The sequence below is a fragment of the Amycolatopsis sp. NPDC114504 genome (assembly GCF_055633595.1).
In genome coordinates, this window is record NZ_JBVKDU010000007.1 from 768,292 (window position 1) to 794,252 (window position 25,961).

The 25,961-nt window shown below is 72.2% G+C and carries 30 protein-coding genes; 14 read left to right on the plus strand and 16 right to left on the minus strand.

Features of this window, described 5'->3' with window-relative positions; translation table 11 throughout:
- The first annotated feature begins 9 nt into the window (after window positions 1-9).
- The gene (locus ACZ7PG_RS50075; protein WP_470246299.1) at window positions 10-519 is read left to right on the plus strand and encodes a mycothiol transferase; all 510 of its coding nucleotides are present in this window, start codon (window positions 10-12) and stop codon (window positions 517-519) included.
- Here ACZ7PG_RS50075 and soxR read toward each other — a convergent pair.
- Window positions 516-995: a redox-sensitive transcriptional activator SoxR gene (soxR, locus tag ACZ7PG_RS50080; RefSeq protein ID WP_470246300.1), complete on the minus strand. Its 480-nt coding sequence runs from the start codon at window positions 993-995 to the stop codon at window positions 516-518. The two genes, ACZ7PG_RS50075 and soxR, sit on opposite strands and share 4 nt — an antisense overlap.
- Before the next feature lie 98 nt (window positions 996-1,093).
- On the opposite strand from soxR, the gene ACZ7PG_RS50085 reads away from it, so the two are divergent.
- Complete coding sequence (locus ACZ7PG_RS50085; RefSeq protein ID WP_470246301.1) at window positions 1,094-1,687, plus strand: NADPH-dependent FMN reductase; 594 nt, start codon at window positions 1,094-1,096, stop codon at window positions 1,685-1,687.
- A 34-nt stretch (window positions 1,688-1,721) separates the two neighbouring features.
- A complete protein-coding gene (locus tag ACZ7PG_RS50090; protein ID WP_470246302.1) occupies window positions 1,722-2,507 on the plus strand; it encodes a methyltransferase domain-containing protein in 786 nt (261 codons plus the stop codon).
- 7 nt (window positions 2,508-2,514) lie between these two features.
- Here ACZ7PG_RS50090 and ACZ7PG_RS50095 read toward each other — a convergent pair whose 3' ends face one another.
- The 3 genes from ACZ7PG_RS50095 to ACZ7PG_RS50105 all read right to left on the minus strand — a co-directional run bounded on the left by ACZ7PG_RS50095 (window position 2,515) and on the right by ACZ7PG_RS50105 (window position 5,134).
- Complete coding sequence (locus tag ACZ7PG_RS50095) at window positions 2,515-3,009, minus strand: hypothetical protein (RefSeq protein WP_470246303.1); 495 nt, start codon at window positions 3,007-3,009, stop codon at window positions 2,515-2,517.
- A complete protein-coding gene (locus ACZ7PG_RS50100) occupies window positions 3,006-4,367 on the minus strand; it encodes an ATP-binding protein (RefSeq protein WP_470246500.1) in 1,362 nt (453 codons plus the stop codon). Before ACZ7PG_RS50100 ends, ACZ7PG_RS50095 begins: the two co-directional genes overlap by 4 nt.
- Window positions 4,368-4,432: 65 nt before the next feature.
- Window positions 4,433-5,134 (minus strand): response regulator, encoded by a 702-nt coding sequence (locus tag ACZ7PG_RS50105; RefSeq protein WP_470246304.1) that lies wholly within the window; start codon window positions 5,132-5,134, stop codon window positions 4,433-4,435.
- Window positions 5,135-5,244: 110 nt separating this feature from the next.
- On the opposite strand from ACZ7PG_RS50105, the gene ACZ7PG_RS50110 reads away from it, so the two are divergent.
- Entirely contained in the window at window positions 5,245-6,150 is a 906-nt protein-coding gene (locus ACZ7PG_RS50110) for a phosphatase PAP2 family protein (RefSeq protein ID WP_470246305.1), read from the plus strand.
- A 310-nt stretch (window positions 6,151-6,460) separates the two neighbouring features.
- On the opposite strand, the gene ACZ7PG_RS50115 is transcribed toward ACZ7PG_RS50110, so the two are convergent.
- The gene (locus ACZ7PG_RS50115; protein ID WP_470246306.1) at window positions 6,461-7,882 is read right to left on the minus strand and encodes a hypothetical protein; all 1,422 of its coding nucleotides are present in this window, start codon (window positions 7,880-7,882) and stop codon (window positions 6,461-6,463) included.
- A gap of 183 nt (window positions 7,883-8,065) precedes the next feature.
- Here ACZ7PG_RS50115 and ACZ7PG_RS50120 point away from each other — a divergent pair, with 183 nt between their 5' ends.
- Window positions 8,066-9,451, plus strand: a complete 1,386-nt coding sequence (locus tag ACZ7PG_RS50120; protein ID WP_470246307.1) for a pyridoxal phosphate-dependent decarboxylase family protein — start codon at window positions 8,066-8,068, stop codon at window positions 9,449-9,451.
- Here ACZ7PG_RS50120 and ACZ7PG_RS50125 read toward each other — a convergent pair.
- Complete coding sequence (locus ACZ7PG_RS50125; protein ID WP_470246308.1) at window positions 9,448-11,115, minus strand: thiamine pyrophosphate-dependent enzyme; 1,668 nt, start codon at window positions 11,113-11,115, stop codon at window positions 9,448-9,450. The two genes, ACZ7PG_RS50120 and ACZ7PG_RS50125, sit on opposite strands and share 4 nt — an antisense overlap.
- Window positions 11,116-11,117: 2 nt before the next feature.
- Between ACZ7PG_RS50125 and ACZ7PG_RS50130 the strand changes: the two genes are divergently transcribed.
- On the plus strand, window positions 11,118-11,792 hold the full coding sequence (locus ACZ7PG_RS50130; protein WP_470246309.1) for a GntR family transcriptional regulator: 675 nt from the start codon (window positions 11,118-11,120) through the stop codon (window positions 11,790-11,792).
- 424 nt (window positions 11,793-12,216) lie between these two features.
- On the plus strand, window positions 12,217-13,059 hold the full coding sequence (locus ACZ7PG_RS50135) for an alpha/beta fold hydrolase (protein ID WP_470246310.1): 843 nt from the start codon (window positions 12,217-12,219) through the stop codon (window positions 13,057-13,059).
- Here ACZ7PG_RS50135 and ACZ7PG_RS50140 read toward each other — a convergent pair.
- From ACZ7PG_RS50140 to ACZ7PG_RS50150, 3 genes are all read right to left on the minus strand, one after another.
- Entirely contained in the window at window positions 13,033-14,037 is a 1,005-nt protein-coding gene (locus ACZ7PG_RS50140; protein WP_470246311.1) for a pirin family protein, read from the minus strand. The genes ACZ7PG_RS50135 and ACZ7PG_RS50140 overlap by 27 nt on opposite strands.
- Window positions 14,038-14,555: 518 nt before the next feature.
- Window positions 14,556-14,852 (minus strand): hypothetical protein, encoded by a 297-nt coding sequence (locus ACZ7PG_RS50145; protein ID WP_470246312.1) that lies wholly within the window; start codon window positions 14,850-14,852, stop codon window positions 14,556-14,558.
- Between the two features lie 140 nt (window positions 14,853-14,992).
- The gene (locus ACZ7PG_RS50150; protein ID WP_470246313.1) at window positions 14,993-15,436 is read right to left on the minus strand and encodes a single-stranded DNA-binding protein; all 444 of its coding nucleotides are present in this window, start codon (window positions 15,434-15,436) and stop codon (window positions 14,993-14,995) included.
- Window positions 15,437-15,561: 125 nt separating this feature from the next.
- On the opposite strand from ACZ7PG_RS50150, the gene ACZ7PG_RS50155 reads away from it, so the two are divergent.
- A complete protein-coding gene (locus ACZ7PG_RS50155; protein WP_470246314.1) occupies window positions 15,562-16,164 on the plus strand; it encodes a PhoU domain-containing protein in 603 nt (200 codons plus the stop codon).
- A 49-nt stretch (window positions 16,165-16,213) separates the two neighbouring features.
- Here the strand turns inward: ACZ7PG_RS50155 and ACZ7PG_RS50160 are convergent, their stop codons facing one another.
- Window positions 16,214-16,615 carry a zinc ribbon domain-containing protein gene (locus ACZ7PG_RS50160; protein ID WP_470246315.1) on the minus strand — a complete coding sequence of 134 codons (402 nt, stop codon included), beginning with the start codon at window positions 16,613-16,615 and terminating at the stop codon, window positions 16,214-16,216.
- Window positions 16,616-16,716: 101 nt separating this feature from the next.
- On the opposite strand from ACZ7PG_RS50160, the gene ACZ7PG_RS50165 reads away from it, so the two are divergent.
- The gene (locus tag ACZ7PG_RS50165; protein WP_470246316.1) at window positions 16,717-17,142 is read left to right on the plus strand and encodes a nitroreductase/quinone reductase family protein; all 426 of its coding nucleotides are present in this window, start codon (window positions 16,717-16,719) and stop codon (window positions 17,140-17,142) included.
- Here ACZ7PG_RS50165 and ACZ7PG_RS50170 read toward each other — a convergent pair.
- The 5 genes from ACZ7PG_RS50170 to ACZ7PG_RS50190 form a co-directional block, all read right to left on the minus strand.
- Window positions 17,139-19,259: a transglycosylase domain-containing protein gene (locus ACZ7PG_RS50170; RefSeq protein ID WP_470246317.1), complete on the minus strand. Its 2,121-nt coding sequence runs from the start codon at window positions 19,257-19,259 to the stop codon at window positions 17,139-17,141. The two genes, ACZ7PG_RS50165 and ACZ7PG_RS50170, sit on opposite strands and share 4 nt — an antisense overlap.
- 36 nt (window positions 19,260-19,295) lie before the next feature.
- Complete coding sequence (locus ACZ7PG_RS50175; protein ID WP_470246318.1) at window positions 19,296-20,117, minus strand: ABC transporter permease; 822 nt, start codon at window positions 20,115-20,117, stop codon at window positions 19,296-19,298.
- Entirely contained in the window at window positions 20,077-20,880 is an 804-nt protein-coding gene (locus tag ACZ7PG_RS50180) for an ABC transporter ATP-binding protein (protein WP_470246319.1), read from the minus strand. Before ACZ7PG_RS50180 ends, ACZ7PG_RS50175 begins: the two co-directional genes overlap by 41 nt.
- A complete protein-coding gene (locus ACZ7PG_RS50185) occupies window positions 20,877-21,317 on the minus strand; it encodes a MarR family winged helix-turn-helix transcriptional regulator (RefSeq protein WP_470246320.1) in 441 nt (146 codons plus the stop codon). Before ACZ7PG_RS50185 ends, ACZ7PG_RS50180 begins: the two co-directional genes overlap by 4 nt.
- Window positions 21,318-21,387: 70 nt before the next feature.
- Window positions 21,388-21,708 (minus strand): ArsR/SmtB family transcription factor, encoded by a 321-nt coding sequence (locus ACZ7PG_RS50190; RefSeq protein ID WP_470246321.1) that lies wholly within the window; start codon window positions 21,706-21,708, stop codon window positions 21,388-21,390.
- Window positions 21,709-21,793: 85 nt separating this feature from the next.
- On the opposite strand from ACZ7PG_RS50190, the gene ACZ7PG_RS50195 reads away from it, so the two are divergent.
- The 5 genes from ACZ7PG_RS50195 to ACZ7PG_RS50215 all read left to right on the plus strand — a co-directional run bounded on the left by ACZ7PG_RS50195 (window position 21,794) and on the right by ACZ7PG_RS50215 (window position 25,480).
- Window positions 21,794-22,783 (plus strand): zinc-dependent alcohol dehydrogenase family protein, encoded by a 990-nt coding sequence (locus tag ACZ7PG_RS50195; RefSeq protein ID WP_470246322.1) that lies wholly within the window; start codon window positions 21,794-21,796, stop codon window positions 22,781-22,783.
- A gap of 222 nt (window positions 22,784-23,005) precedes the next feature.
- Complete coding sequence (gene pspAB / locus ACZ7PG_RS50200) at window positions 23,006-23,563, plus strand: PspA-associated protein PspAB (protein ID WP_470246323.1); 558 nt, start codon at window positions 23,006-23,008, stop codon at window positions 23,561-23,563.
- 71 nt (window positions 23,564-23,634) lie between these two features.
- Window positions 23,635-24,045, plus strand: a complete 411-nt coding sequence (locus ACZ7PG_RS50205) for a VOC family protein (RefSeq protein ID WP_470246324.1) — start codon at window positions 23,635-23,637, stop codon at window positions 24,043-24,045.
- A 57-nt stretch (window positions 24,046-24,102) separates the two neighbouring features.
- Window positions 24,103-24,741 carry a hypothetical protein gene (locus ACZ7PG_RS50210; protein ID WP_470246325.1) on the plus strand — a complete coding sequence of 213 codons (639 nt, stop codon included), beginning with the start codon at window positions 24,103-24,105 and terminating at the stop codon, window positions 24,739-24,741.
- Between the two features lie 61 nt (window positions 24,742-24,802).
- Window positions 24,803-25,480, plus strand: a complete 678-nt coding sequence (locus ACZ7PG_RS50215) for a GNAT family N-acetyltransferase (RefSeq protein ID WP_470246326.1) — start codon at window positions 24,803-24,805, stop codon at window positions 25,478-25,480.
- On the opposite strand, the gene ACZ7PG_RS50220 is transcribed toward ACZ7PG_RS50215, so the two are convergent.
- Window positions 25,477-25,902 (minus strand): DUF2269 family protein, encoded by a 426-nt coding sequence (locus ACZ7PG_RS50220; RefSeq protein WP_470246327.1) that lies wholly within the window; start codon window positions 25,900-25,902, stop codon window positions 25,477-25,479. The genes ACZ7PG_RS50215 and ACZ7PG_RS50220 overlap by 4 nt on opposite strands.
- Window positions 25,903-25,961: the final 59 nt, after the last annotated feature.

Genomic DNA, 25,961 nt, shown 5'->3' on the forward strand with positions numbered 1-25,961 from the left:
AGGCAGCCGATGAACGTGGCCGATCTGCTCGTCGACGGGTTCGGCCGGGTCCGGGAGAACGTGCACGCGGCGGTGGAGGGCCTCACCGCCGAGCAGCTCCGGACCCGGCTGGACGACGAGGCCAACTCGATCGCCTGGCTGGTGTGGCACCTGACCCGGGTCCAGGACGACCACGTCTCCGACGTGGCCGGGACCGGCCAGGTGTGGACCGGCCAGGACTGGCTTTCGCGGTTCGGTCTCCCGTTCCCGGCGGGCGACACCGGCTACGGGCACCGCCCGGCCGACGTCGAGGCGGTCCGCGTCGACGAGCCCGGTCTGCTCACCGGCTACTACGACGCCGTGCACGAGCAGACCGTCCGGTTCGTCCGGGGCCTCGACGAGCAGGCGCTCGACCGGATCGTCGACAAGGCCTGGGATCCGCCCGTGACCCTGGGCGTGCGGCTGGTGAGCGTCCTCGACGACGACATCCAGCACGCCGGGCAGGCGATGTTCGTCCGCGGCGTGCTGGAGCGCCGCTAGTCTTCGTAACCTTCCCCGCGGTGGTCGGCCAAGCGCCGCGGGCCGGGCCCGTCGGAGCCCAGCCGGTCGCCCGGGTTGGCGAGCCGGCACTTGGCCAGGGACATGCAGCCGCAGCCGATGCAGTCGGTGAGCTGGTCGCGCAGCTGTTCCATCTGGCGGATCCGCGCGTTCAGGTCGTGCTGCCAGCACTGGGAGATCCGGGCCCAGTCGGCCCGGGTCGGCGTGCGGTCGTCGGGCAGCAGGGCGAGCACCTCCCGGATCGCCGACAGCGGCATGCCGACCCGCTGGGACATCCGGATGAACGTCACCCGCCGCAGCGCGTCGCGGCAGTAACGGCGCTGGTTGCCGGCGGTGCGGCGGCTGCGGATGAGGCCTTCGTCCTCGTAGAAGCGCAGGGCCGACGCGGGCACCCCGCTGCGCCGTGAGAGTTCGCCGACGGTGAGTTCGGGCAGCGTCCGGACTGTGGCGTTGACCATGCTTCCCAGCCAACCACAGCCGCGCGCTTGACTTCAAGCGAGCTTGAAGTCTGATCCTGGCCCGGACGGCAACAACGCCGCTGTGCCAAGGAGGAAGTGTGTCCGAAGCTCCCGTGCGGGTCGCGGTGATCGTGGGAAGTGTCCGGGAAGGACGGTTCGGCCCGGTGGTGGCGGACTGGCTGGCCGGCGTCGCGGGCGACCACGGCGGCTTCGAGGTCGACGTCGTCGACCTCGCCGAGCCCGACCTCCCGATGGTGCTGCCGGCGTTCGGCTCGGCCCCGTCGGCGGCGGTTGTGGCGGAGATCGCGAAGGTGACTCCGCGGCTTCTCGCGGCCGACGCGTTCGTCGTGGTCACCCCGGAGTACAACCACAGCTATCCGGCTTCGCTGAAGAACGCGATCGACTGGCACCGCGCGGAGTGGACGGCCAAGCCGGTCGCGTTCGTGTCGTACGGCGGGATGTCGGGCGGCCTGCGCGCGGTCGAGCACCTGAGGGCGGTGTTCGCCGAGCTCCACGCGGTGACGATCCGCGACACGGTCAGCTTCCACGGCGCCCACGCTCGCTTCGGCGCGGACGGCGCGCCGACCGACGACGCGGCGGCGGTCGCGGCGAAGGCGATGCTCGACCAGCTGGGCTGGTGGGCCCGCTCGCTGACCGAGGCCCGGTCGGTCCGGCCGTATCCCGGAGCTTGACTTCAGGTCGGCTTGAAGGCCGACGATGGCGGGTATGACGACGGACCAGCTGCTCGCCGGCCTCGACCGGGCGGATGCCCTGCCGGGAGCGTCGGAGCTGCGCGAAGCGACGTATGAGCTGTTGCGGTGCGAGCCAGGCGACCGCGTCCTGGACGTCGGGTGTGGCGGCGGGCGGGCGGTCGTGGAGCTGTGCGGGCGCGGGGTGCACGCGGTGGGGGTGGATCGCGATCCGCGGATGCTGGCGGCGGCTCGGGCACGAAGCGCGGGCCTGCCCGCGCCGGCTGGCTCGCCGCCCGCGGCCGCCGGGTTTGTCGAGGCCGATGTGCTGCGGCTGCCGTTTGCCGACAGTGAGTTCCGTGGCTACCGGGCCGACAAGGTGCTGCACGAGCTGGCCGACCCGGTCGCGGCCGTCGCGGAGGCTCGGCGGGTGCTGGCCGGCGGGGGCCGGGTCGTGCTGTGCGGGCAGGACTGGGACACCCTGGTGCTCGACTCGGACCGGCCGGCGCTGACCCGCGCGATCGTCCACGCCCGCGCCGACGCGATCGCCGGCCCCCGGGCGGCGCGGCAGTACCGGACCTTGCTGGTCGATGCCGGGTTCACCGAGATCGCGGTCGAGGTCAGGACCGTGGTCGACGCCGACGGCGGCCTCCGGCCCCTGCTGGCCGGCCTCGCCGCCGCGGCCGGGGCCGCCGGTGTCGCGACGGAAGCCCAGCTCGAGGCCTGGTTGGGGGAGCAGGCGGCGCGGGCCGCGGCGGGTCGGTTCTTCCTCGCCGTCCCGATCTTCGTCGCCTCGGCCGCGGCACCCGAGCGTCCACAGTAGACAGCGCTCAGAACGCCTGGCACGTCTGGTACGGCAGCTGGACGTCCGTGCCGGAGATCGAGATCGTGCCGTCGTTCGAGTACTGCCCGTCGGTCGCCAGCGCCGCGACCGCCGTGCAGACCAGCTGGTTGATGCCGACTCCGGCGATGGACTTCAGCGGGAACGGGAAGGTGATCGCCGCGGGCGGGCCGGAGGCCACCAGTACGACCGGCTCGGCCTGGCGGGGGAGGGCCGAAACGTACCCTTCGGCCGCCTCGCTGGACGTCGGTCCGGCCAGCAGCAGCGACAGCGCCGTCTCGACGCTCACGCTGCCACCACCGGTCGATCGCGTCACCGGGGCCACCCGGCCGTCGATGACGAGGTAGAGGATCACGTCGGTGCCGCGTCCGCTGCCGGCGGTGTTGCGCAGCGTCGGCGCCGGCCCGGCCGGGACGGCGCCGGTCGGTTTGATGCCGCACGAGCTCACCAGCAGCAGCACGACCAGGACCAGGAGCTTCTTCACCGCACCTCCACGATCGGGGCCGCCCCGGGCAGGCGCAGCTCGAAGCGCGCGCCCGTGCCGGTGTTGACCGCGACGATGTCGCCGCCGTGCAACCGCGCGTTCTCGCGCGCGATGGACAGCCCGAGCCCGCTGCCCTCGGACCGCGCCCGGGCCGTGTCCGCCTTGGCGAAGCGGTCGAAGACCCGGGGCAGCACCTCGCCGGGGATGCCCGGCCCGTGGTCGGTGACGGTCAGCACGATCTCGCCGTCTTCCGCCCGCAGCACCACCTCGACCGGGGGCGCGCCGTGCCGGAGCGCGTTGCCGACGAGGTTCGCCACGACGATGTCCAGCCGCCGCCGGTCGAGCGCCGCCGTGATCCCGGGCGGCAGGTCGGCGACGACGTCGGGGTTGCCGGAACCGGGCTCCCACCCGCGTGCGCCGAGGCTGTCGGTGACGGCGGCCGCGACGTCCAGCGTCTCCCGCCGCAGCTCCGCCCGGCCGGCGTCGAACCGGGAGATCTCGATCAGGTCCTGCACCAGCCTTGTCAGCCGCTTGGTCTCCGCCGACACCAACCGAGCGGCGACGGCGGTGTCCGCCGGCAGCTGGTGCGCGTCCTCGTCGAGGACGTCGGTGACGGCGTTCATCGCCGCGAGCGGCGTCCGCAGCTCGTGTGAGACGTCGGCGACGAACCGCCGCGCGTCGGCCTCCATCGAGCGCAGCGTGCCGACCGTGCGCTCCAGCTCCGCCGCGGTGTGGTTGAACGTCGTGACCAGCTGCGCGAGCTCGTCGGAGCCCTTGACGCGCAGCCGCACGTCGAGGCGGCCCCGGCCGAGCTGGTCGGCCGCGGTGTTCAGCGCGCGGACCGGCCGCAGCACCTGCCGCGCGGCCAGCAGGGCCACCCCGACCGCGAACGGGAGAGCGAGCGCGGAGACCAGCCAGGCCTGGCGGGCCAGTTCGTCGATCGCGGCCTGTTGCTGGTCGAGCGACGTCCCCGCGAAGACATCGAGGCCGCTCGGCGTGCCCGACGCCGTCTGCACCGGGATCCCGACGTAGAACTGCGGGAACCCCTGGGCGTCGACCCGCTGGAACTGCGTGTACGTGCTGGTCGCCACGGCCCGGCGCAGCTCGGCGGGCACCTGTTCCAGCGACATGCCCGAGGTCGAGTGCAGGTCGTGGTAGACGACGAGCGCGCCGCTGGGCTTGAGCGCGGCCGCGAACGCGTCGAGGGTGGCCTGGGTCGGCGGCAGCGACACGGTCGGCAGGTACGCGACGATCTGGTCGCGCAGCTTCAGCATCGTCTGGTCCTGGATGCCCTTGAGGATGGCGTTGCGCGCGGAGACGTAGCTCGCGCCGGCCGCGGCGGTGGCGCCGAGGATCATGATGACCGCGAAGGCGGCGACCAGCCGGGGCCGCAGCCCGGCCAGCCACGAGCGGATCCGCCGGATCACGACCGGCCGAACCGGTAGCCGAACCCCCGGACCGTCTGCACGTGGTCCGGCTTCGCCGGCACGTCTTCGATCTTCGCGCGCAGCCGCTGCACGCACGCGTCGACGAGCCGCGAGTCGCCGAGGTAGTCGTGGTCCCAGACGGCCGAGAGGATCTGCTGGCGGCTGAACACCTGGCCGGGCGTGCGCGAGAGCTCCAGCAGCAGCTTCAGCTCGGTCGGCGTCAGCGACACCGGGACGCCGCCCTTGGTCACCTCGAGCCCGGCCCGGTCGATGACCAGGTCGCCGTGGCGTTCTTCTGGCTCCGGCTGCTCGCCCGGCCGTTCGGCCGGCCGCTCCGCGACGGCCCGGCGCAGCACGGCCCGGATCCGCGCGTCCAGCACGCGGGGTTCGACCGGCTTGGCGACGTAGTCGTCCGCGCCCGCTTCGAGCCCGGCCACGACGTCGAAGTCGTCGCTGCGCGCGGTGAGCATGATGATCGGGATCGGTCCCGACGCGCGCATCCGGCGGCACGTCTCGAAGCCGTCCATGCCGGGCAGCATGAGGTCGAGCACCACGATGTCGGGATGCCGGCGCACGAGCACCTCGATGCCGAGCTCACCCGACTCCGCGGTGTGCACCACGTGTCCCTGCCGGCGCAGGGCCAGTTGCAGTCCTTCCCGCACCGCCGCGTCGTCTTCCACCACCAGTACCTCGGCCACGGCGCCATTATTCGGAAATGCGCACGTCATGGCGACCCGGGCGGATCTTGTAGCAAAACCATGACATCGCCCTGACGGGATCTCGAAATGCCGGAGCCAGACTCGAAGACATGGCAGTGATCATCTCCGAGGTACGTCCCGTAACCCCGCCGGCCGGCCGCCACGCGCTCGTGACCCGGGCCGTGTCCCGCACCGCGGTGCTGGCGGCGGGCGCGGCCGGGTTCGCGCTCGCGTTCATCGCGGCCTACTTGCTCTTCGTCCGCACCGAGGCGGGGAGAGGCGTCGAGAACGGCGTCGTCCGCAGTGCCCAGTCCGCGGGGACGACGGTGGAGTGGGCGGCCCCGCTGCGGGACGCCGACCTGGTGGTCGTCCTCGGCGGCGTCGCGGTGCTGCTGGTGGTGATCGCCCTGGCCCGCCGGCGGTTCGCCCTCGGCGTGACGGCCCTGCTCATGCTCGCCGCGCCGCTGATGGTGGCGCAGCTGCTCAAGCTGTACGTCCTGGACCGCCCGAGCACGGGCGACCGGTTCGGCGTCGCGAGCCACAACAGCTTTCCCAGCGGGCACGTCAGCGCGGCGATGGCCGTGCTGGTGGCGCTCGCGATCGTCCTGCCGCGCCGGTTCCGCCCGCAGGCCCTGGTGGCCGGCGGGGTCGGCGTCGCCTGGGTCGCGGCCGCGGCCGTGGCGCTGGGCTGGCACCGGTTGAGCGACACCGTCGGCGGCTGTCTCCTGGTCGCCGCGGTCACCTGCGCCGGGGCGGCGGTGGTGTCCGCCCGCCGCCCCGACGGTGACCGGGTGCCACCGGTGCCGGTGCTCTGCGGCCTGCTCGCCCCGGTCGCGTTGGTGCTGGCGGGATATCTGGTCCTCGGGACGGCGACGTCGGGCGCGGCCCAGTTCGTCGCCGCGATGGTGCTCGCCGCGCTGTCGGCGATGGCGGTGGTGTTGCTGCTCGTGGTGCCGTTGAGGCGGGTGGCGTTCGACCCGGCGGAGGTCCGGATCCGGCGGCTTCGGCGTCGCTGACCGGACGCGACCGAACGGCCGGGTGATCCCGAGTCCAGTGCTATCGTTGATCTCGCCTGCCGGGATCGACAGCACATCGGGTGCCCGATTGCGGCGATGAAGGCATCGGCATCGCATGCACTAAAAGTCGGCTCTAGTGAGCTGACGTGTGAATGTATCCAGTGATCAAGATACCGACTGGTTAACAGGGTAGGCGGTACTCAGTCCCTCTCGGACCGGTCCGCTACCGGACCCCCAGGGGGAGCGACACCGCTGTTCGCAGGTCTGGTGCTTCCCCGGTCGTCCGTCATCGGCCGGGGACTACCGGCGATCACAGACCGAGTGCGGCCCGCAGCGCGGTCACCGCCGCCGCCACGGCAGTTCCCGCTCCACCGGCGCTCTTGGCCAGCGCGACCAGGGTGTTGAGCCGGCGCAGCATCCCGGGCTTGTCCGGCTCCTTGGCGGCCAGTTCCTTGTTCACGCTCGCGATGGCATCTTCTGCTTGGTCCGCGGCTTCGTCGGTCACCTTGCCGCGCAGCCCGGCGACTTTCGCCTCGAGATCCTCCACGAGCGCCGCGAGGTCGGCACCCTGCGAGCCCATGTTCACGTCACGCATCGTGACCGTGGACTTGGACGCCACGACGCCGGCCGAGCCGTGGACGACGGTTTCGTTCTTCTCCTGCACGAGATCTCCTCCGTTGATCAGATAGAAGTTCCCCCGGGGGCGCTCCAGCGCCTCGGACAGCATGGCCGCGGCATCCGTCAGCTTGCGGGCGAGACCCTTGCTCGACATCCGGTCGCTCAGAACCCGCAGCATCCAGATGCGGTCGGCGTAATGGCCGTGCGCCGCGTCGATCACCTCGGTCAGGTACTCGTGTTGCGTCAGTCCGTGCCGTTGCGGTCGCAGCAGCTTGCCGCACATGTCGTCGAGGAAATCCTCGATCCCGGCGCCGGGTGCCAGCCGGCCGGACCGGCAGAACCCCAGCACGGTCTCCAGCGCCGCCAAGTCCGCGTGCAGGTGCGACACCTGCACGCGCAGCCGCCGCAGGAGCTCACGGTCGGAACCCGACGTGTCGGCGATGGTCCAGCACGACACCGGCGTGTTCGTGACGATGGGGGAGGTGTGCCAGAGCCGGACCGGTGGCGGCTCGTCCCTCGAGCGTTGCTGCACCTCCAGGAAGACACCGGGGGTGCCGACCGAAACCCACCAGCGTGGCGGCGTGAAACCGCTGGGGGTACTACGAGTCGTGGCGCGCAGCAAGTGGCCGGCGAGCGCCGGACCGAAGTGCACCAGGGGCTGTGGCGCGTCCACGCCGCCTCGGATGCGTGCCCGCACGCCGAGCGCCGTCCGGGCACCCGCGCCGACCGTCGCCAGATCCAGTCCCCGGAAGTCGAGATCGCAGAAGAACCCGATCTCGAACCGGCCGACGACACCGTCGCTGTAGAACCTCCGGAACAAGGGCTTGAGCCGGACCTTGAACGGAAGCCGTGGGTCCGTTCCGCGCAACCCCGACAGGATGATCCGGTTCCGCGCGTCGACGTAGTAGGACTCGTTCAGCCAGGGGGACGGGTTTCCGCGCATCCGCCGTCGGACCGGTCCGAGGCCGCGGATGAAGTCCGTTCTGCAGTCGTCCTGCGAGCCGCGGGGGTGGACTCGCAACGGGTGCGGCCACTTCGGAGAGTCGATGCGATGGCCCGGACCGGCCACCAGCTGCCGGACGTCGACGACCGGATGCTGTACCACGACCAGCACGCCGTCACCCCCTCCCGGCCATCCGGAGCGCCGTTCGAAGATCGGTCCGGTGGTCCCCGTCGTTACAGTCGAACGATACGTGTTCGACCGTCGGTAGCGGGCAGCGCGCACCGTCGGCGAGGGGTCCAGTTCCGGGGGATTGGACCGCGACAGCGGCCGATCGTCGCGCCTAGCGTCGGTGGGGTGCACCCGAGGCTTGCCGAAGACCTGAAGTCCTTGCCCGACCTGCTCGACGCCGCGCGGAAACTCGCCGGGGAAGCGCTGGCGGGGCTGCCTGAGCGGCCCGCCGCCGTCCCGCCCGGCGACCCGGCCCGGGCGCCGCTGCCGCTCGACGGTGCCGGGGGACGGGCCGCGCTGGAGGAGTTCTCGCAACGCTGGGAAGCCGGCTTCGCGGGCAGTGCCGGGCCCCGCTACCTCGGGTTCGTCACCGGGGGCGCGACTCCGGCGTCGCTGGCCGGGGACTGGCTCACCGCCACCTACGACCAGAACCCCGCCAGCGGCATGGACTCCTCGGCGCAGGACCTCGAGCGCGAGACCGTCGGCTGGCTGGCCGAGCTGTTCGGGCTCGGCGCGGAGTTCTCCGGCGCGTTCGTCACCGGCGCCACGATGTCCACGGTCACCGGTCTCGCCATCGCCCGCGAATGGCTCGGCGAGCGCGCCGGGGTGTCGGTGTCCGACGACGGCGCCGCCGCGCTCGGCCCGGTCACCGTGCTGTCCGGCTCGCCGCATTCGAGCATCCTGAAGGCGTTGTCGTTCCTCGGGATGGGCCGGTCGGCGCTGCGGAAGGTGCCGACGCTGGCGGGCCGCGAAGCCGTCGACGTCGCGAAGCTGGCCGAAGCGCTCGACTCGCTCGACGGGCCGGCCGTCGTCGTCGCGAACGCCGGCACCGTCAACACCGTCGACTTCGACGACCTGCGCGCGATCGCCGCGCTCAAGCAGCGGTACGACTTCTGGCTGCACGTCGACGCCGCGTTCGGCGGGTTCGCCGCGCTCGCGCCGGAGCACGCGGCGCTCGTCGCGGGCCTCGACCAGGCCGACTCGGTGGTCGTCGACCTGCACAAGTGGCTCAACGTGCCCTACGACTCCGCCGTCCAGTTCACCCTCCGCCGCGACCTGCAGCTGCGCGTGTTCAGCAACAACGCCGCCTACCTCGGCGAAATCGGCGAAACCCCGGACTTCCTGCACCTCACGCCGGAGAACTCCCGGCGGCTGCGCGCCCTCCCGGCCTGGTTCTCGCTCGTGGCCTACGGCCGGGACGGGCACCGCGAGATCGTCGAGCGCTGCGTGTCGCTCGCCCGGGACCTCGGCGCGCGGCTCGACGGCTCGCCCCGCTGGCGGCTGCTCGCGCCGGTGCGGCTCAACGTCGTGTGCTTCGCCCCGGCCGAGGACGTCACCCAGGACCGGATCGACGCCCTCGTCGACGCCATCGCCGAGGACGGGACCACCTTCCTCACCCCGACCGTGTACGACGGCCACCCGGCGCTGCGTGCGGCCTTCAGCAACTGGCGGACGACCGCGGCCGACGTCGACAGCGTCTTCGCCGTGCTCGAGCGCTTGGCCGCCGGCTAGCTGCGGTCCGACTTCGGCATCAGGTACTTCCACGGCGAGGCACCGACGCCCAGCTCGCACGGCACGTGCACCAGCGCGGGCCGTCCCGCGGCGAACGCCTTGTCGAGCGCGCCGCGCAGGTCGTCCGGGGTGCGCGCGGTCAGGCCGAGCGCGCCGAACGTCTCGGCGAGCCGGGCGAAGTCCGGGTTCCGCAGCCGCCCGCCCAGCGCGCGGCCCTCGAACAGCCGCTCCTGGTCGAGGTGGACGTTGCCGTAGTAGCCGTTGTCGAACACGACCGCCACCACGTTGAGTCCATATTGGACGGCCGTGGCCAGCTCCTGCGCGGCGAACATGAAACCGCCGTCCCCGGTCACGGAAACCACCGGCCGGTCGGGGAAGGCCGCCTGCACGCCGAGCGCCGTCGGGTAGCCGAACCCGAGCGTGCCCTGGTGGCCGCACGTGACGAAGGTGCGCGGCGAGTAGATGTCGAACCCGAAGTAGGACGCGAAGCCGACCTGGCAGATCTCTTCGACGAAGAACCCGTCGCGCGGCAGCACGTCCCGGATCGCCCGCAGGTACTCCAGTTCGGGCCCGACATCGGTGAACTGCCCGGCCACGGTCGCCTTCAGCGCGGCGAACTCCGCGGTCCGGTCCGTCCGTCGCGGGCCGGCGGCCTCGGTCAGCGCGGCCGTCGAGTCGGCGGCGTCGGCGATGATCGCGACGTCCGCTTGCAGCCGGGTCGCCTGCCGCGGGTCGATGTCGAGCAGGATCGTCTTGAGCCCCGCGGGTTTCTCCGGCCAGCGGAACCAGGACAGCTCCATCCGCGACCCGATGCCGATCACCACGTCGGTTTCGGCCCACCGCTCGAAGCCGGAGACGCAGGTGAAACCCAGCGGGTGGTCGTCGCCCACGATGCCGCGCCCGCCGCGGAACGGCACCACCGGCGCCTGCAGCCGCTCGGCCAGCGCCCGCACCTCGGCGGCCGCGTGCCGGGCGCCGCCGCCCACCATGATCATCGGGTTCTTAGCGCCGTGCAGGAGTTCCGCCGCCTCGGCGACGGCCGCCGGGTCGACGGCCGGGCGGGGCAGCGGCAGCGGGCCGGCCACCTCGGCGGGAGCGCGCAGGCCCAGCACATCCCAGGGCACCGCCAGGGAGACCGGCCGCGGCCGCCCGCCCGCGGCTTCGCGGAAGGCGGTCGCCAGCGCGTCCGGGACCTCGACCGGGTGCTCGACGAGCGCCGACCACTTGGTCAAGGTCTGGAGGGTGGCCAGCTGGTCGGGCATCTCGTGCAGGTGCCCGAGCCCGCGGCCGAGGTACGCGCGGGGGATCTCGCTGGTCAGGCACAACACGGGTGCGCTGGCCCCGTGAGCCGAGAGCATCGCGGCCGAGGCGTTGAGGACGCCGGGGCCGGGCACGACGGTGTAGACGCCGGTGCGGCCGGTCGCCTGGGCGTACCCGAACGCCATGTAGGCCACGGTCTGCTCGTGCCGGGCGCCGATCACCCGGATGTCGTCCGCGCGGGCCAGGCTGTCGAACAGGTCGTAGGTCTGCACGCCGGGCAGGCCGAAGACGGTGTCGACGCCGTGGGCTCGCAGCCCGTCGACGATCAGGTCGGCCGCAGTCGGGGCGGGCGGGGGAATCGGCATCGGCACGGCCTCCTGGGCGTCGTCCGTCGGCGGGACCATATATGGTTTCCTACATGATCAGCGCGTCCTCGGGAAGACCGGTCACGAAGTCCCAGCTGGCCTACGAGACGATCAAGGCCAGGATCCTCGACGGCCGCTACGGGCCCGGCTACCGGCTGGTGCTCGACCAGATCGGCCGCGAGCTCGAGGTCAGCGCGGTGCCGGTCCGCGAGGCCCTGCGCCGGCTCGAGGCCGAGGAGCTGATCGAGTTCGAGCGGAACGTCGGGGCCCGGGTGGTGGCCATCGACCCCACGGAGTACCAGCACGCGATGGAGACGGTGGCGATCGTCGAGGGTGCCGCGACCGGGCTGGCCGCGCCGCTGCTGACGCCGGCGGATCTGGCGCGCGCCCGGTCGCTGAACGAGCGGATGCGCCGGAGTCTCGCCGAGTTCGACCCGCTCGCGTTCACGGCGCTGAACGCGGAGTTCCACGAGGTGCTGTTCGGCGCCTGCCCGAACCCGAACCTGGTCGACTTGGTGCAACGCTGCTGGACTCGGCTGGCCGCGGTACGTGACAGCTCGTTCGCGTCCGTGCCGGGGCGGGCGCCGGAGTCGGTTGAGGAGCACGAGCGGTTGCTTGCGCTGATCGAGGGTGGGGGTGAGCCGGCGGAGGTCGAGCGGTTCGCGCGGGCGCATCGGCTGGCGACTTTGGAGGCTTATCTCGCGCGGGGGCGGTGATGGTCGGCGGGCTTGGCTGACGGGTTGCTGGGGTGGGCGGGTGGAGACGCCCGGTTGCGCGATCTGGGCAGGCGAGGGTCGCTCGCGTGGTGCGCTGGGTGGCGCGGGTTGGTCGCGGCTGGCTCGGCTGAAGGGGCTTCGCTGGCTGGGGCGGGGCGATGTTGCCGGGCTGGCGCTGAGGCGGGTGGCAGATGGCTCGGTTGAAGCGACCTGGGGTGGGCGAGGGCCGCTTGCGTTGTGCGCGGGCGAGGGCGCTCGGATGGTGCGTTGAGCGGGCGAGGCGCGCTCGGATGGTGGCTTGGGCTGGCGAGGGGCGCTCGGGTTGTGCGTTGGGTGGGCGCGGTTGGTCCGGTCGTGTTCGGGGCGGCGGTCCTTTGCTCGGTTGAGGGTTGCCTGGGCCGCCTGGGGAGTGTCAGGGTCGGGGATGCCGATCTTCTCCGCGCCGGATGGGACCGCGCTTGCCTTTCGTCTTTTCGGTTCCGGTGGTGCGCCCGTCGTCTGCCTGCCCGGTGGGCCCATGCGGGCCGGGGCCTATCTGGGGGATCTTGGTGGGCTTGGGGCTCGGCGGCGGCTTGCCGTGCTGGATTCGCGGGGGACTGGGGACTCCGAGGTACCCGATGACCCCTCGACCTATCGGTGCGATCGGCAGGTCGAGGACGTCGAAGCGTTGCGCAAGCACCTTGGCCTCGAGCGGTTCGACCTGCTGGGGCACTCGGCCGGGGCGAGTCTTGCCACTCTCTATGCCGCTCGGTATCCCGGGCGGCTGCGGCGGCTTGCGCTCGTCGCTCCCAGTCCGCGGGCCGTCGGGTTGCAGCTGCCCGTTGGCGATCGGCGGCTGATCATGGCGCGGCGGGCCGGTGCGCCCTGGTTCGAGGCCGCCGCCGCGGCCTATGAGGCGATTGCCGCCCGGGCTGCCACCAGTGCCGACTGGGCCGCCGTTGCCCCGATGTACTACGGCCGCTGGGACGACGCCGCCCGGCGGCACCAGGCTGCCGAGGCCGGTCAGCGCAATGGTGCCGCCGCGCGCGTCTACAACGCCGATGGTGCCTTCGAACCCGAGCTGACCCGGGTCGCGCTCGGTGGCGTCGAGGCTCCCGTGCTGGTGCTCGCGGGCGAGCTGGACTGGATCGCCAGCCCGGGCGTCGCCGGCGAGTTCGCCGGGCTGTTCCCGGATGCGCGGGTCGTCGTCCTGCCCGGTGCCGCGCACTACCCCTGGCTGGACGACGCGCCCGCGTTCGTCTCAGCCGTGGCCGGGTTCCTGGGCTGAGGCGGGGTTGCGGCGTGGCTTGATGCGGACCGCCGGCAGCTCCGGTGCCGGCAGCCGCGGCGGGATGCCCGTGTAGCCTGTGACGCTGCCGAACTGGTCGGACTCCGCCTGCCAGGCTTCGCGGAAAGCCGCGATCTCCTCGTGGGTCCGGCCGAGGAAGTTCCACCACATCAGGATTTCCTCGTCGAACGGGGTTCCGCCCAGCAGGAGGAACCGGGCCGGCGTCGCGCCCCGGTTGCTCAGCGTCAGAGAGCGGAGGCCGGTGCCGACGTAGCCCAGCTCGGCCGCGCGGACGCGGGTGCCCGCGACGACGACGTCGCCGGAGTCGACCAGGACGCCGTGCTCGAAGCGGGGGTCGACGCCGAGGGACATGTGGGCGTCCGGGCCCAGCACGATCTCCGCGCCCAGGAGCGGGGTGAACGTCGGGATCGGGGACGTGCGCCCGGCCAGCGACCCGAGGAACACCCGGATCTCGGCGCCTTCGATCCGGTTCACCGACGGCACGTAGTGGTCGAAGGCGCGGGCCGTGTGGCGGTGCCGCTCGGGCAGGGCCACCCAGAGCTGGACGCCGTGCAGCGTCTTCGCGGCTTCGGTCGAGACCTCCGAGTGGCAGATGCCGTCGCCGCCGGTCATCAGGTTCAGCTCGCCGGGGCGGATCATCGCGTGCGTGCCCAGGCTGTCGCGGTGCTCGATCTCGCCGGCGAACAGCCAGCTCACCGTCTGCAGGCCGGTGTGCGGGTGCGGGGCGACGTCCATCGCGCCGGTCACCTCGGTCGGGCCGTAGTGGTCGGCGAAGCACCAGGCGCCGATCAGGGACCGGGAGCGCTGGGGGAGCGTCCGCCGGACCCGCATCGCCCGTGGGCCGCCCAGGGGGACCTCACGCGGGGTGAGGATCTCGACGGCCGGGTGCTCGGGGTCGGCCGTCGCGGGCCGGTCGCCGCAGGCGAGCTCGGTGGGGGCGGCCTCGGTGTTGCTCATGGCCGCCACGGTAGTCGCGATCCCCGCCCGGGCTCGGTCTTGGTTGAGGGGCGGGCCAGGTGGAGATGGTGACAGCGGGCTCATCGGCCGGGGATGTGCCTGCGCCGCGAGGGGTTTCGGCCGGCCGGTGGCTGCGACCCGGCCGGGTGGACGGGGCTGTGCCTGCGCGGACGGGACTGGTGGCGCCGACTCGGTCGGGTGGGCCGAGGTATGCCTGCGCGACACGGGGTCTCGGGCGGCCGGGTGGCAGCGACCTCGCCGGGGTGGGCAGGGTCGGTCCGGTGGCGCCGACTCGGTCGGGTGCGCCGGGGTGCGCCTGCGCGACAGGGCGGCTGGGTGGCTGCGACCTCGCCGGGGTGGGGGTGTACCCCGCGCGGCGGGGGCCGGGTCGGCGGGGCCGCCGACCTCGGCCGCCGAGAACGAGGTCCTCGGGCGATGCCTGCAGGCGCGGCTGAGCAGCTCGTCGGGATCGGGCACGCGCCCGGGGTTGTGGAGTTGTCAAGGTTCGCGTCGCCGGGTCAGGCGGCGTGGTGCTTCTGATGCTGTGCCTTGAGGATCGCCTGGCCGTCGGGGGTCAGGGTGGCCGGGACCAGCTCGCCCGGGAGGCCGGGGCGGGCCGCGCGGAGGAGGCCCTGGTGGGCCAGTGTGTGGGCCGCGAACTGGTCGCCGCACGAGACTCCGTCGATGAACAGGTCCGGCTCGCTGCTGCAGGACACCCGGCCGCGGCCTGCGCCGACCGCTCGCAGCATCGCCAGCATGCGGTGGTTCACCAGGGGGTGCACGGCCGGTGTTCCGGTCTGTTCGTCGCTGGTCATCTCGGTCCCTCCCGCTCGTGGTTCGACCTCTTCCTATCCATGCGTCGAACCAGGTGACGGGATTTCGACAGCACAGGCGGAACCGGCCTGACCTGAAGCGTCCGTCCATCGTCACCGCCGGCGGTCGAGCCCGGGTCGACTCAGAACGGAGGCTCCGCGCCGGCGGCCACCGGGACCGGCTCCGGTGTCCACGAACTGCTCTCCTCGCCGCCGGCGGCCCGGCTGAGCCTGGTCACCTTCGCCGTGGCGTACCGCAGGGCCGGGCCGATCTCGTCGACGTCGAGCTCCGTCACGGTGCGCTTCTCACCCTCCTTCGTGTCGTACGACCGCTGTCTCAGCCGGCCTTGGACGACCACGCGGGTGCCGCGCCCGAGCGACTCCGCGACGTTCTCCGCGTACTGCCGCCACAGGCTGCAGCGCAGGAACAGCGCCTCGCCGTCGCGCCAGGCGCCGGACTCGCGGTCGAACGTGCGCGGCGTGGACGCGACCGTGAAGTTCGCGACCGCGGCGCCGGACGGCGTGAACCGCAGCTCGGGGTCGGACGTCAGGTTGCCGACCACGGTGACCAGCGTTTCGCCTGCCATCGGTCTCCTCCTTCTCCTCCGGGTGCGGGTGCACCGCTCTCGCCGACGAGGAGAGCACGGGGGTCCGACAGTTCCGGGCCGGGCGACGAGATGCCGGTACCCGGCCGGGCTGGTTTCCTGCCGCCATGCCGACGGCGTTTCAGAAGGAGCTGGGCACGCTCGCCCACCGGCTCGCGGACCTGTGCGCGCTGGTCGTGCGCGCGCTCGAAGACGCCACGCGTTCCGTCCTCGAAAGTGACCACACGCTGGGCGGACGGGTGCGGGAAGACGTCGCCGCGGTCGTCGCGCTCGGGGCCGCGTGCGAGGACCAGGCCTGTGCGCTGCTGGCCCTGCACACGCCGCGGGCCGACGACGTGAAGGTGGTCGTCGCCGCCGTCCACACCGCCGCGGATCTCACTCGGATGGGTGGTCTTGCGCGGGAGGTCGCGGAGCCGCGGCGGGTGCCGGTGGAGGTGCGGCCGTCGCTCGGGCGGCTGGGCGGGCACGCGGTGGCCGCCGCCCGGGCGCTTCAGGGGCTGCTCGCCGGAGCGGGCGGCGCCGGAGAGGACGGCGCCGGAGTGGCCGACGCCGTCGCGCTCGCCGAGGCCGCGGAGCGGGCGCTGCGTGAAGAGGTACGCGGGCACGCCGCGGTCGACGTGGTGCTGCTCGCGGCGGTCTACGGGCGGTTCGCCGGGACCGCGGCCGTGATCGCGCGCCGGGCCGCGGCGTTCGCGCCGGTGGATGCCTGACCGAGCGAGGATTGCGCCGATTTATCCCTGATTGTCCGAAAAGGACGGCTCAGTTGCCCTGCTGCGGGAACTGCTGCCCGCCACCCTGCGACGGGTGCTGCGGCTGCGGGAAACCCTGCGGCTGGGACGGGTGCGGCGGCTGGAAGCCCTGCGGCGCACCCTGCTGCGGGAAACCCTGCTGCTGCGGGTACCCGCCGGTCGGCGGCTGCTGGCCCTGCTCCTCCTGCGCCTGCAGGCGGACGGCGTCCTCCTTCGGGATCCGGTTCTCGATCCCGCAGAACGTGCACTGCGCGGAGTACTTCACGCTGATCGGGAAGAGCGGGATGAAGAAGAGCGTGAACTTCGTGACCGCCTTGCGCACCGCGTGCGAGGCGGGGTTGCCGCACCGGCCGCACAGGAAGGTCGTCATCGCGAGCACGTAGATCCGTGTCCGCCAGCCCCAGATCAGCATCGGTACTTCTTTCTCCCAGGTCTTCTGTCCGCCGCGCAGCGTCGCACACCGGCGCGCCGCCGCGTGGCGGTTTCGCGGAACTCGGGGACTAGATTGTGATCATGCCGAGCGATTTCGCCCTCAAGACCATGAACGCCGTGCACCGCGGCCTGATCAAGCTCACCGGCGGGAAGGTCGGCTGGCACGCCGCCATGCCCGTCCTGGAGCTCACCACGACCGGCCGCAAGAGCGGGCAGCCGCGGTCGGTGCTGCTGACCTCGCCGCACCAGGACGGCGACACGCTGGTCGTCGTGGCTTCGCGAGGCGGGGACGACACGCACCCCGCGTGGTTCCTCAACCTGCGCGACAACCCGGAGGTCGAGGTCTCGCTCAAGGGCGCCCCGAAGCGGCCGATGCACGCCCGCGTCGCCGACGCCGACGAGCGCGCGAAGCTCTGGCCGAAGATCTCCGGCGACTTCAAGAACTACGCGCAGTACCAGACCAAGACCGAGCGCGAGATCCCGCTCGTCTTCCTCGAACCGCGCTAGCTCCGCGCGGTCAGGTAGTCCGGGTCCGGGCCGGGGATCTGCTGGTCCGGCACGCCCGCGAGCAGCTGGCTCATCGCGTGGAAGTACGGCGGCGCGGCGACCGTGCCGCCGAACGCGCCGTGGCCGCAGTTGCCGAGGTGCACGGGGGTGCCGGGGCAGATTTCGCGTGGGTGCGAGCCGTCGGCGAAGACCATCGACGACACCGCGTAGCCGTCGACGCCGCCGACGAACGCCACGGACTCGCTCTGCTGCGTCGTCCCGGTCTTGCCGATGTCGGGGCGGGTCCAGCCGGCCGCGTGGGCGGCCTGGGCCGACGTGCCGTCCGTCGTGTCCTTGCTCAGGCCCGCTTCGAGGGTGTTGGCCACGCCGGTCGGGATGACCTGCTCGCACGCCTGCTGCGCCACCGGGACGGCGGTCCCGTTCCGGTCGGTCACCGACAGGATCGGGTTCGGCGGGCACCAGACGCCGCCGCTCATCAGCGTCGCCGAGACGTTCGCCATCTCCAGCGGGCTGACCGGGCTGTTGCCGAGGGTGAACGACAGCAGGTTCTGGAAGTACTTCGACTGCGGCTGGTTGTACTGCGGGTTGGCCGAAGCGGGGTCCGGCGCCGCGCCCGCGTCGTTGGTCGCGAGGGTGTTCCGCAGCCCCAGCTTGTAGGCCATGTCCAGCACGGCCGGCATCCCGACCTGGCTCTCCAGCCCGACGAAGGCGACGTTCGGCGACGTCGCGAGACCGTCGGCGAGGCTGATCGGATCGGCGTAGTGGCCGTCGTTGTGGACGGTGTAGCACGCCGTGCGCGCGTTGGCGTTCGGCGGCGCGAAGCACTGGCTGTCCGGGTTGGGCAGCGGCGTCTCCAGGCCCGCCTTGCCGGTGACGAGCGCCGCGGCCGAGGTGAAGATCTTGAACGACGAGCCCGCGCCGAACTCGTTGCTCGCGTCGGCGACGATGTCCGTGGACGTCTCGCCCTGGGCCGGATCCGTGCCGTAGTTCCGGTTCGCGACCATGGCGAGCACCTGGTGGCCGGCCGAGCCCGGCTGGACGACGGCGAAGGTGTTCGCCACGCCGTCCTGGGTGGTCGGCACGTTCGCGTCGACGGCGTCCTTCGTCACCTGGGAGACGTGCGGGTCGAGCGTGGTCTTGATCGTGTAGCCGCCGGTGGCCAGCTGGTCCGCGGTGAAGCCGGCGTGCACCAGGTAGTTCTCGGCGTAGGCGCAGAAGAACCCCGCGTCCGGCGCCGCGCCCATGCACGTCGCGGACGGCGTCACGGGTCCGTCCGGCAGCAGCCCGAGCGGCGCCGCCTTCGCCGTCGCCGCGTAGGACGCCGGGAGGGAGCCGTTGCTGACCATGGCGTCGATGACGAGGTTGCGGCGCTGCAACGCTTTGTCCGCGTGGGTGTACGGGTTGTAGACGCTGGGGTTGTTCACCATTCCGGCGAGCAACGCCGCCTGCGGCACGGTCAGTTTGTCCGCCGTCGTCCCGAAGTAGGCTTTCGCCGCGGAGGCAACCCCGTACACCGTTCCGCTGAATTCGACCACATTGAGGTAATTCGCCAGAATGTCGTCCTTGCTCATGGTGTCGTTGAGCTGGACGGCCATTTTCGCCTCGCGCAGCTTGCGCGCGAGCGAGTCCTCACGGTCTTCCTGCTGCGCGATCGGGTTGGTCCGGTCGACCACGTTCACGAGGTAGTTCTTGACGAGCTGCTGCGAGATCGTCGACGCGCCCTGCAGCGCGCCGCCGGCGCTGTCGTTGACCGCCGCGCGCAGCATGCCCTGCATGTCGACGCCGCCTTCGGTGTAGAAGCGGCGGTCCTCGATCCCGATGATGGCGGCCTTCATCGTCGTCGCGATCCCGGCCGAGGTCACCGGCAGCCGGTACTGCGCGTAGAGCGTCGCGATCGGCGTGCCGTCCCGGTCGGTCACGGTCGTGGTCAGCGGCGGGTCGGCGGCGGCGAGCTGGGCGGAAATGGCGTCCACCGAATCGCTGACCTGATTCGACAGCAGGCCGGCGCCGATGGCGGCGGGCGCCATCGTGCCCGCCACCAGAATTCCGGCGAGAACACACAAACCGGCAAAAGAGACCACGCCAGGGCGACCATTCACGAATCCGAGATTAGCCATCCGGGAATGAAGCTTCCGTTCGGTGAGACATGTGCCTCAACGGGCCAACCTGCCGAGCAGGGCCGAAGCGACCGAAATCGCGGCGACCGTCGCCGCGGTCAGCACGGCGAAGTCGAGCCCGAGGTGCGACGGGGTGCCGATCAGCAGCCCGCGCAGCGCGTCGACCTGGTAGCTCAGCGGGTTGACGTGGCTGAGCACCTTGAGCCACGACGGCATCAGGTCCACCGGGTACAGCGCGTTCGAGCCGAAGAACAGCGGCATCGTGATCGCCTGGCCGATGCCCATCAGCCGTTCGCGCGACAGCACGATCCCGGCGATCACGATGGACAGGCAGCAGAAGAACGCCGACCCGAGCACGAGCACGACGGCCATCGCGAGCAGCTTCAGCGGGTTCACGGTCAGCCCGACGCCGAGGATCGCGGCCAGGATCAGCACCATCAGGGCCTGCACGAGCGCGCGGACGCCGGCGGCGAACGCCTTCCCGGCGACGAGCGCGGCCCGCGGCGTCGGCGTCACCAGGAGCTTGGCGAGCACGCCGGCGTCGCGTTCCCAGATGATCTGGATGCCGTAGAAGATCGAGATGAACAACGCCGACTGCGCGAGGATGCCGGGCGCGAGGTAGTCGAGGTACGGTGTCGAGCCGGTCGGGATCGCCTTCAGCCGGGTGAACGTCTCCCCGAAGATCAGCAGCCACAGCGCGGGCTGGATCGCCCGGGTGAGCAGCTCGGTCTGGTCGCGGCGCAGTTTCTGTAGCTCCACCAGGCACATCGCGCCGACGCGGGCGGCGAGGATGCGCACCTGGCGCAGCGGGCCGGGGTCAGCCGAGACGGCGGGCGGTGCGGCGAGCGGCACGGACACTGCGGATCCCTCCTTCGTCGGTTTCGAGGCGGTCGCCGGTGACCGCCCGGAACACGTCGTCCAATGTGGACCCCGGGCCGAGGTCGGTCTCGAGGTCGGCGGGGGTGCCCAGCGCCCGGATCCGGCCGGCGTGCATGAGCGCGACGCGGTCGCAGTACTGCTCGGCCTCGTCCATGTAGTGGGTGGTGACGAGCACGGTCATGCCGGTGTCGGTGCGGATCTGCGTGATCCGCTCCCACACGGCCGAGCGGGCGACCGGGTCGAGCCCGATCGTCGGCTCGTCGAGGATCAGCAGCCGCGGCGAGCTGACCAGGGCCTGGGCGAGCTCGAGCCGGCGGATCATGCCGCCGGAGTAGCCCTTCGCGACGCGATCGGCTTCGCCGGCCAGCCCGACGAGGTCCAGTGCGCGCCGCACCTCACCGTCGCGCCGGGCGCGCGGCACGTCGAAGAGCCGGGCGAACAACGCGACGTTCTCGCGGCCGGTGAGCGCGCCGTCGGCCGACAGCTGCTGCGGGACGTAGCCGATGAGCCGCCGCACGGCCATCCGGCGGCGCGTGACGTCGACGCCGAAGACCGTGATGCGGCCCGCCGCGGTGGGCAGCAGCGTGGTGATCATCCGGAGGGTCGTCGTCTTGCCCGCCCCGTTCGGGCCGAGCAGGCCGAACACCTCGCCGGGCGCGATCTCCAGGTCGACGCCGTCCACCGCGCGGGTCGTCCCGAACGAGTGGCTCAGGCCGGTGCACCGCACCGCGGGTTCGGTCATGGCTGCTCCTTCAGGATGCCCATGAGCTTTTCGAGGGCGGGCAACGCCTGTTCGATCGCTGCCGTGTCCTCTTCGGACAGTCCGGTGAGTGCTTCGGCGACGAGCCCGGTCCGGGCGCGCCGCCACGACGCCATCCGGTCGCGCGCGGCGCCGGTGACCTCCAGCCGGGCCGCGCGCCGGTCGGCCGGGTCGGCTTCGCGGCGCAGCAGGCCGGCGTCGACGAGCTGGTTCACCAGCGTGCTGACCGAGTTGGCGGCCAGGTGCAGTTCGCGCGCGGCCGCGGCGACGCCGATGCCGGGCTGATCGGCCACGACGCGCAGGACCTCGACCTGGGCGCCGGGCAGCGGGAAGCCGGGCACCTCGGCGCGCACGCGGCGGCGCACCACCCGGCGGATCCCCTGGACGGCGCCGAGCAGTCGTTCGGCGAGCTCGGTCATGTCGCCAAGGTAGCTCTGACTCAGATCTATTAGCAACGCTAAATGTCTGGTTGGCGAGGAAGCTCCCGGTTCAGCGGGCGGCTTCGGCGAGAGCCAGGTCGAGCAGACCGGGGAAGCGCGCGTCGAACTCCTCGCGGCGCAACGCGTTCAGCCGCTGCGTGCCGCTGTCCCACTGCTTCAGCAGGCCGGCCGCGCGAAGGATCTTGAAGTGCCGGGATGCGGCGGGCTTGCTGACCGGCGGCATGATCGCGCCGCACGACTGGCCGGGTTCACGCGCGAGTGCGGCGACCATGGCCAGCCGATACGGGTCGCGCAGGGCTTCCAGGGCCTCGGCGAACGTGACGTCCTCGAGGGCCGGGTGGTCCAAGGGGGTCGCGGTGCGGCTGGCCATGGTCCGAGTATCCCTTGGTTGCCGGAGCGCGGGCGGCTGTGCCATGGTCGATGTTAGCCAATCGATTAACATGAGGAGGTCGGCGGTGCGCGTCTATCGCCCCGAATCCGGCAAGCTGGTCCAGCGTGAAGAGGCTGTTCCGGAGCCCCGGCGCGGCGAGGTGCTCGTCCGGGTCCGGGCGACGTCGCTGAACTACCGGGACCTGCTCATCCTCGACGGCGACCACTTCACCAACGGGCCCGGGAGCCTGATCCCGGTCTCCGACGCCGCGGGCGAGGTCGCCGCGGTCGGCGAGGGCGTCACGCGCTTCGCCGTGGGCGACCGGGTGATCAACGCCTTCCACTCGAACTGGATCGCGGGACGGCTGCCGGATTCTCTGGTCGGCTACGGGAACGGGCAGGACGGCTGGCTCACCGAGTACCGCGCCGTCTCCGAGCACGCCCTCGTCGCGCTGCCGGATTCGCTGACCTTCGAACAAGGGGCGACGCTGCCGTGTGCCGCCGTCACCGCCTGGACGTCGCTCGCCGGCGTGCGGCCGGGCGACGTCGTGCTCACCCTCGGCACCGGTGGGGTGTCGCTGTTCGCCCTGCAGCTGGCCAAGGTGCTCGGCGCGCGGGTGGTCGCCACGACGTCCAGTCCGGAGAAGGCCGCGAAGCTGACCGCGCTCGGCGCCGACACCGTGCTCGACTACCGGGCGACCCTCGAGTGGGGCAAGGCGGTCCTCGACGCCACCGGCGGCCGCGGCGCGGACCGGATCGTCGAGGTCGGCGGACCGGGCACGTTCGCGCAGTCGCTCGTCGCCGCCGGGACGCACCACGCCGAGATCGCGCTCGTCGGGTTCGTCGGCACCGGCGGTGCTCCGGTCGAGTTCATGGACCTGTTCCGCAGCGGTGCGACCGTGCGGAAGATCTGGGTCGGCAGCCGCGAGGACACCGAAGACCTCCTGCGGCAGCTCGCGGTGCGGCCGGTCGAGCCGGTCGTCGACAGCGTTCATTCCTTCGACGACGCCGGGGCAGCCTGCGAGCGGTTCCGGAGCCGCGAGAACTTCGGGAAGGTCGTGATCACCTCCGCGTGAGGCGAAAGGGATACCGCTGATCGGCTGAACCTGACCCGGAGTGACCGTTCGGCGGCGAAGTGCTGCCGTTCGCCGCGTGCCGGCGTGGTTCCGGGACGGAACCGGTGCCGCGGGCGCATGCTGTCCTTTCCGACCCCGCGACCCCGCGCCTGACGTCCACTGTGGACATTGCCAGAGCGCCCGGCCCGGCGGCCTTCTCGACCGGAAAAGGACACACCGCCCGTGACCCTGCTGGACCACAAGCTCGTCCGTTACTGGACGTCCCGTCCGCACCTGCAGTCCCTGTACACCCTCGCCGCGGCCGCCCCGCGGATGCGCGCCGCGCTCGGCCTCACGCCCACCGGCGGCGGCACGGTCGGCTTCAAGGTGGACGGGGACGCCCTGGCCCGCACCGAAGCGGAGCTGATCGCCGCGACGTCGGCGCGGCTGCCGGTGCACCCGCTGGTGACGCAGGACCTTTACGGCCGCTCGACGGTCCGGTGCTGGCGCCGCAACCACGACCTGCGCGTGCTGACCGGCGACCTGGTCGACGTCGCGGACCGGCTGGCCCGGGCGGGCTACGGCGGCTGCCTGCGGTCGGCGACCGTCGAGTTCGCCGAGCCGGGCGGGCGCCGCGACCGCAAGCTCGCGCTCGTGTACCTCTTCGACCGCGGCACGTTCCACACCGCGCCGGCCGCCGGAGCCGCGCCCCTCGACCGCGCGCTGGAGCTGCGCGCCCGTGCCGCCCTGCACGGCGCGCTGCCGTTGGAACCGCACGCGCACCGCCGGTTCGTCGTCTGAAATTCTCGCGTTTGTCGAGGTCACGGGCTTCTGCGAAGATGCTGCTCTCGTTCGAGGAGTAGGAGATCGCAGTGGCTACCGTGCTCAACCCGTACCTGAGCTTCCGCGCCGAAGCTCGGCAGGCCATGGAGTTCTACAAGAGCGTCTTCGGCGGCACCCTGAAGGTGAACACCTTCGGGGAATTCGGTTCACCCGAAGGAGCGGACGCGGACAAGATCATGCACGCCCAGCTGGAGACGGACAACGGCTACACGCTCATGGCGTCCGACACCCCCACCGGGATGGACTACAACCCGGGCACCAACATCACGGTCAGCCTCAGCGGCGACGACGCGGGCGATCTGCGCGGCTACTGGGACAAGCTGAGCGAGGGCGGAACCGTGACGGTTCCGTTCGAAAAGCAGATGTGGGGCGACGAATTCGGTGCCTGCGTCGACAAGTTCGGCATCCCGTGGATGGTCAACGTCGTCCAGCGGGCGTAACGGGGCGTTGCAGCCCGCGCCCGCGTCGGTGACGATGAGGGGGGAGAAGGAGGCCCGATGGCGGGTGCCCCCTGGATGTGCGCGCAGTGCGGCGCCGTCAACGACCCCGCGGCCGGACGGTGCGGCACCTGCTCGAGCCTGGCCCCGGGCCGGGCTCGAGCGCGGGCGTTGTGGGTGCTGCTGACCCTGATGCTGGTCGCCGGCGTCGCGATCGGCGGGGTCCTGCTGTTCACCGCCCGCTCGAAGCCCTCGCCGGACGCCTCCGGGCCGTTCCCGGCGTACACGACGCCCGCCCTGCCGACGACCAAGACCGTCGTCACGACCGCGAACGCCGTCACCCCGCCGGTGACGCCGTCCACGTCGGCTTCGCCGTCGTCGACGCCAGCGGGGAAGCCGTGCCCAGGGGACGCGGCGCGGTACCTGCCGGGCGGCCAGGGGACGGCGCTGCTGGTCGCGCAGACGGCGAAGTCGCTGATCACGATCTGCCAGGTGCCCGACGGGCGGGTCTTCTACGACGGTCAGGCGCGCGGGCAGGCGGCCTCGGACGACACCCACATCGTGCTGCCCGCCCAGGCTTCGGGCGACGGTTTCGTCGCGAAGAACGGCGACTACACCTACCAGGTGGACGGCGGCAGGCTGATCGTGTCGGCCGGGTCCGGCGTGCTCTCGGACGACGAGCTGACGACGGTCGGCTGAGCGCCCGCTCAGGATGTGGGAGCGCCGCCGCGCGAACGGCGGTTTCGAGCATCCTGGCGACATGGCTTCTCCGCTCGACAACCCGACTTGGGCGTCGCTGACCGGCCCACACGCCCGCTTCGCGGAACGGCGCGGGCGCGCGGTGCGCTACCCCGAGGACGTGGCTCCCTTCCTGGGCCTTCCCGACGCGCCCGACGAGCGGGACTGGCTCGACGTCGCCGAGCTCGCCGGGCCGGGAGCCGTCGTCGTGCTCGCCGCCACCGCCGCGCGCCCGCCGTCGGGCTGGGAGGTGCTCGACGCGCTGCCCGGTGTCCAGCTCGTCGCCGAGAGCGTCGCGGCCGCGCCGGACCCGGAGGCCGTCCGGCTGGGGCTCGCGGACGTGCCGGAGATGCTCGACCTCGTCGAGCGGACGAAGCCGGGGCCGTTCCGCAAGCGGACCATCGAGCTCGGCACGTACCTCGGGATCCGGCGGGGCGGCGCGCTGGTCGCGATGGCCGGGGAGCGGCTGCACCCGCCGGGCCACACCGAGATCAGCGCGGTGTGCACGGACCCGGCGTACCGCGGGCAGGGCCTCGCGACGCGGCTCGTGCACGCGGTGGCGGCGGGAATCGTCGAGCGCGGCGAGACGCCGATGATGCACGCGGCCGCGAGCAACACCTCCGCGATCCGTCTCTACCTCTCGCTCGGCTTCGTCCTGCGGCAGCGGCCGGACTTCGTCGCGGTCCGGGTGCCGGGTTAGGCGCCGGTCGAGGAGCCGGGGCGGACGATCATCAGCACCGTCACCGCCGCCCACAGCAGGTTGAACACCCCCGTGACCATCGCGAGCCTGCTCAGTTTGTCCGAAGTGGACTCCTCGGCCAGCAGGCGCCGTTGCCGCGGCAGTACCAGGGCCGCGAGCACCGCGGCCGCGATGGCGGTCAGCCCGATGGACACGAGCAGCCACGGGTCGCCCATGACGTGCATCGTGCCCGCGACGCCGAAGCCGAACACCGGGACCGCGATGGCGGCGTAGGCGTACACGCGGCAGATCCGGTGCAGCGTCTTCGCGATCTTGAGATCGCCCTTCCGGACGGTGGCGGGGAACATGCTGGCCGCGACGGCGACCGGGCCGACGGCGAGGATCGCCGCCAGGACGTGGACCGAGAGCAGGAATTTCGACACCCGCCGAAGTTAGCGATCTTCGCGCGGCACCGGCAGTGGCTGGAATGCCAAGAACCGCC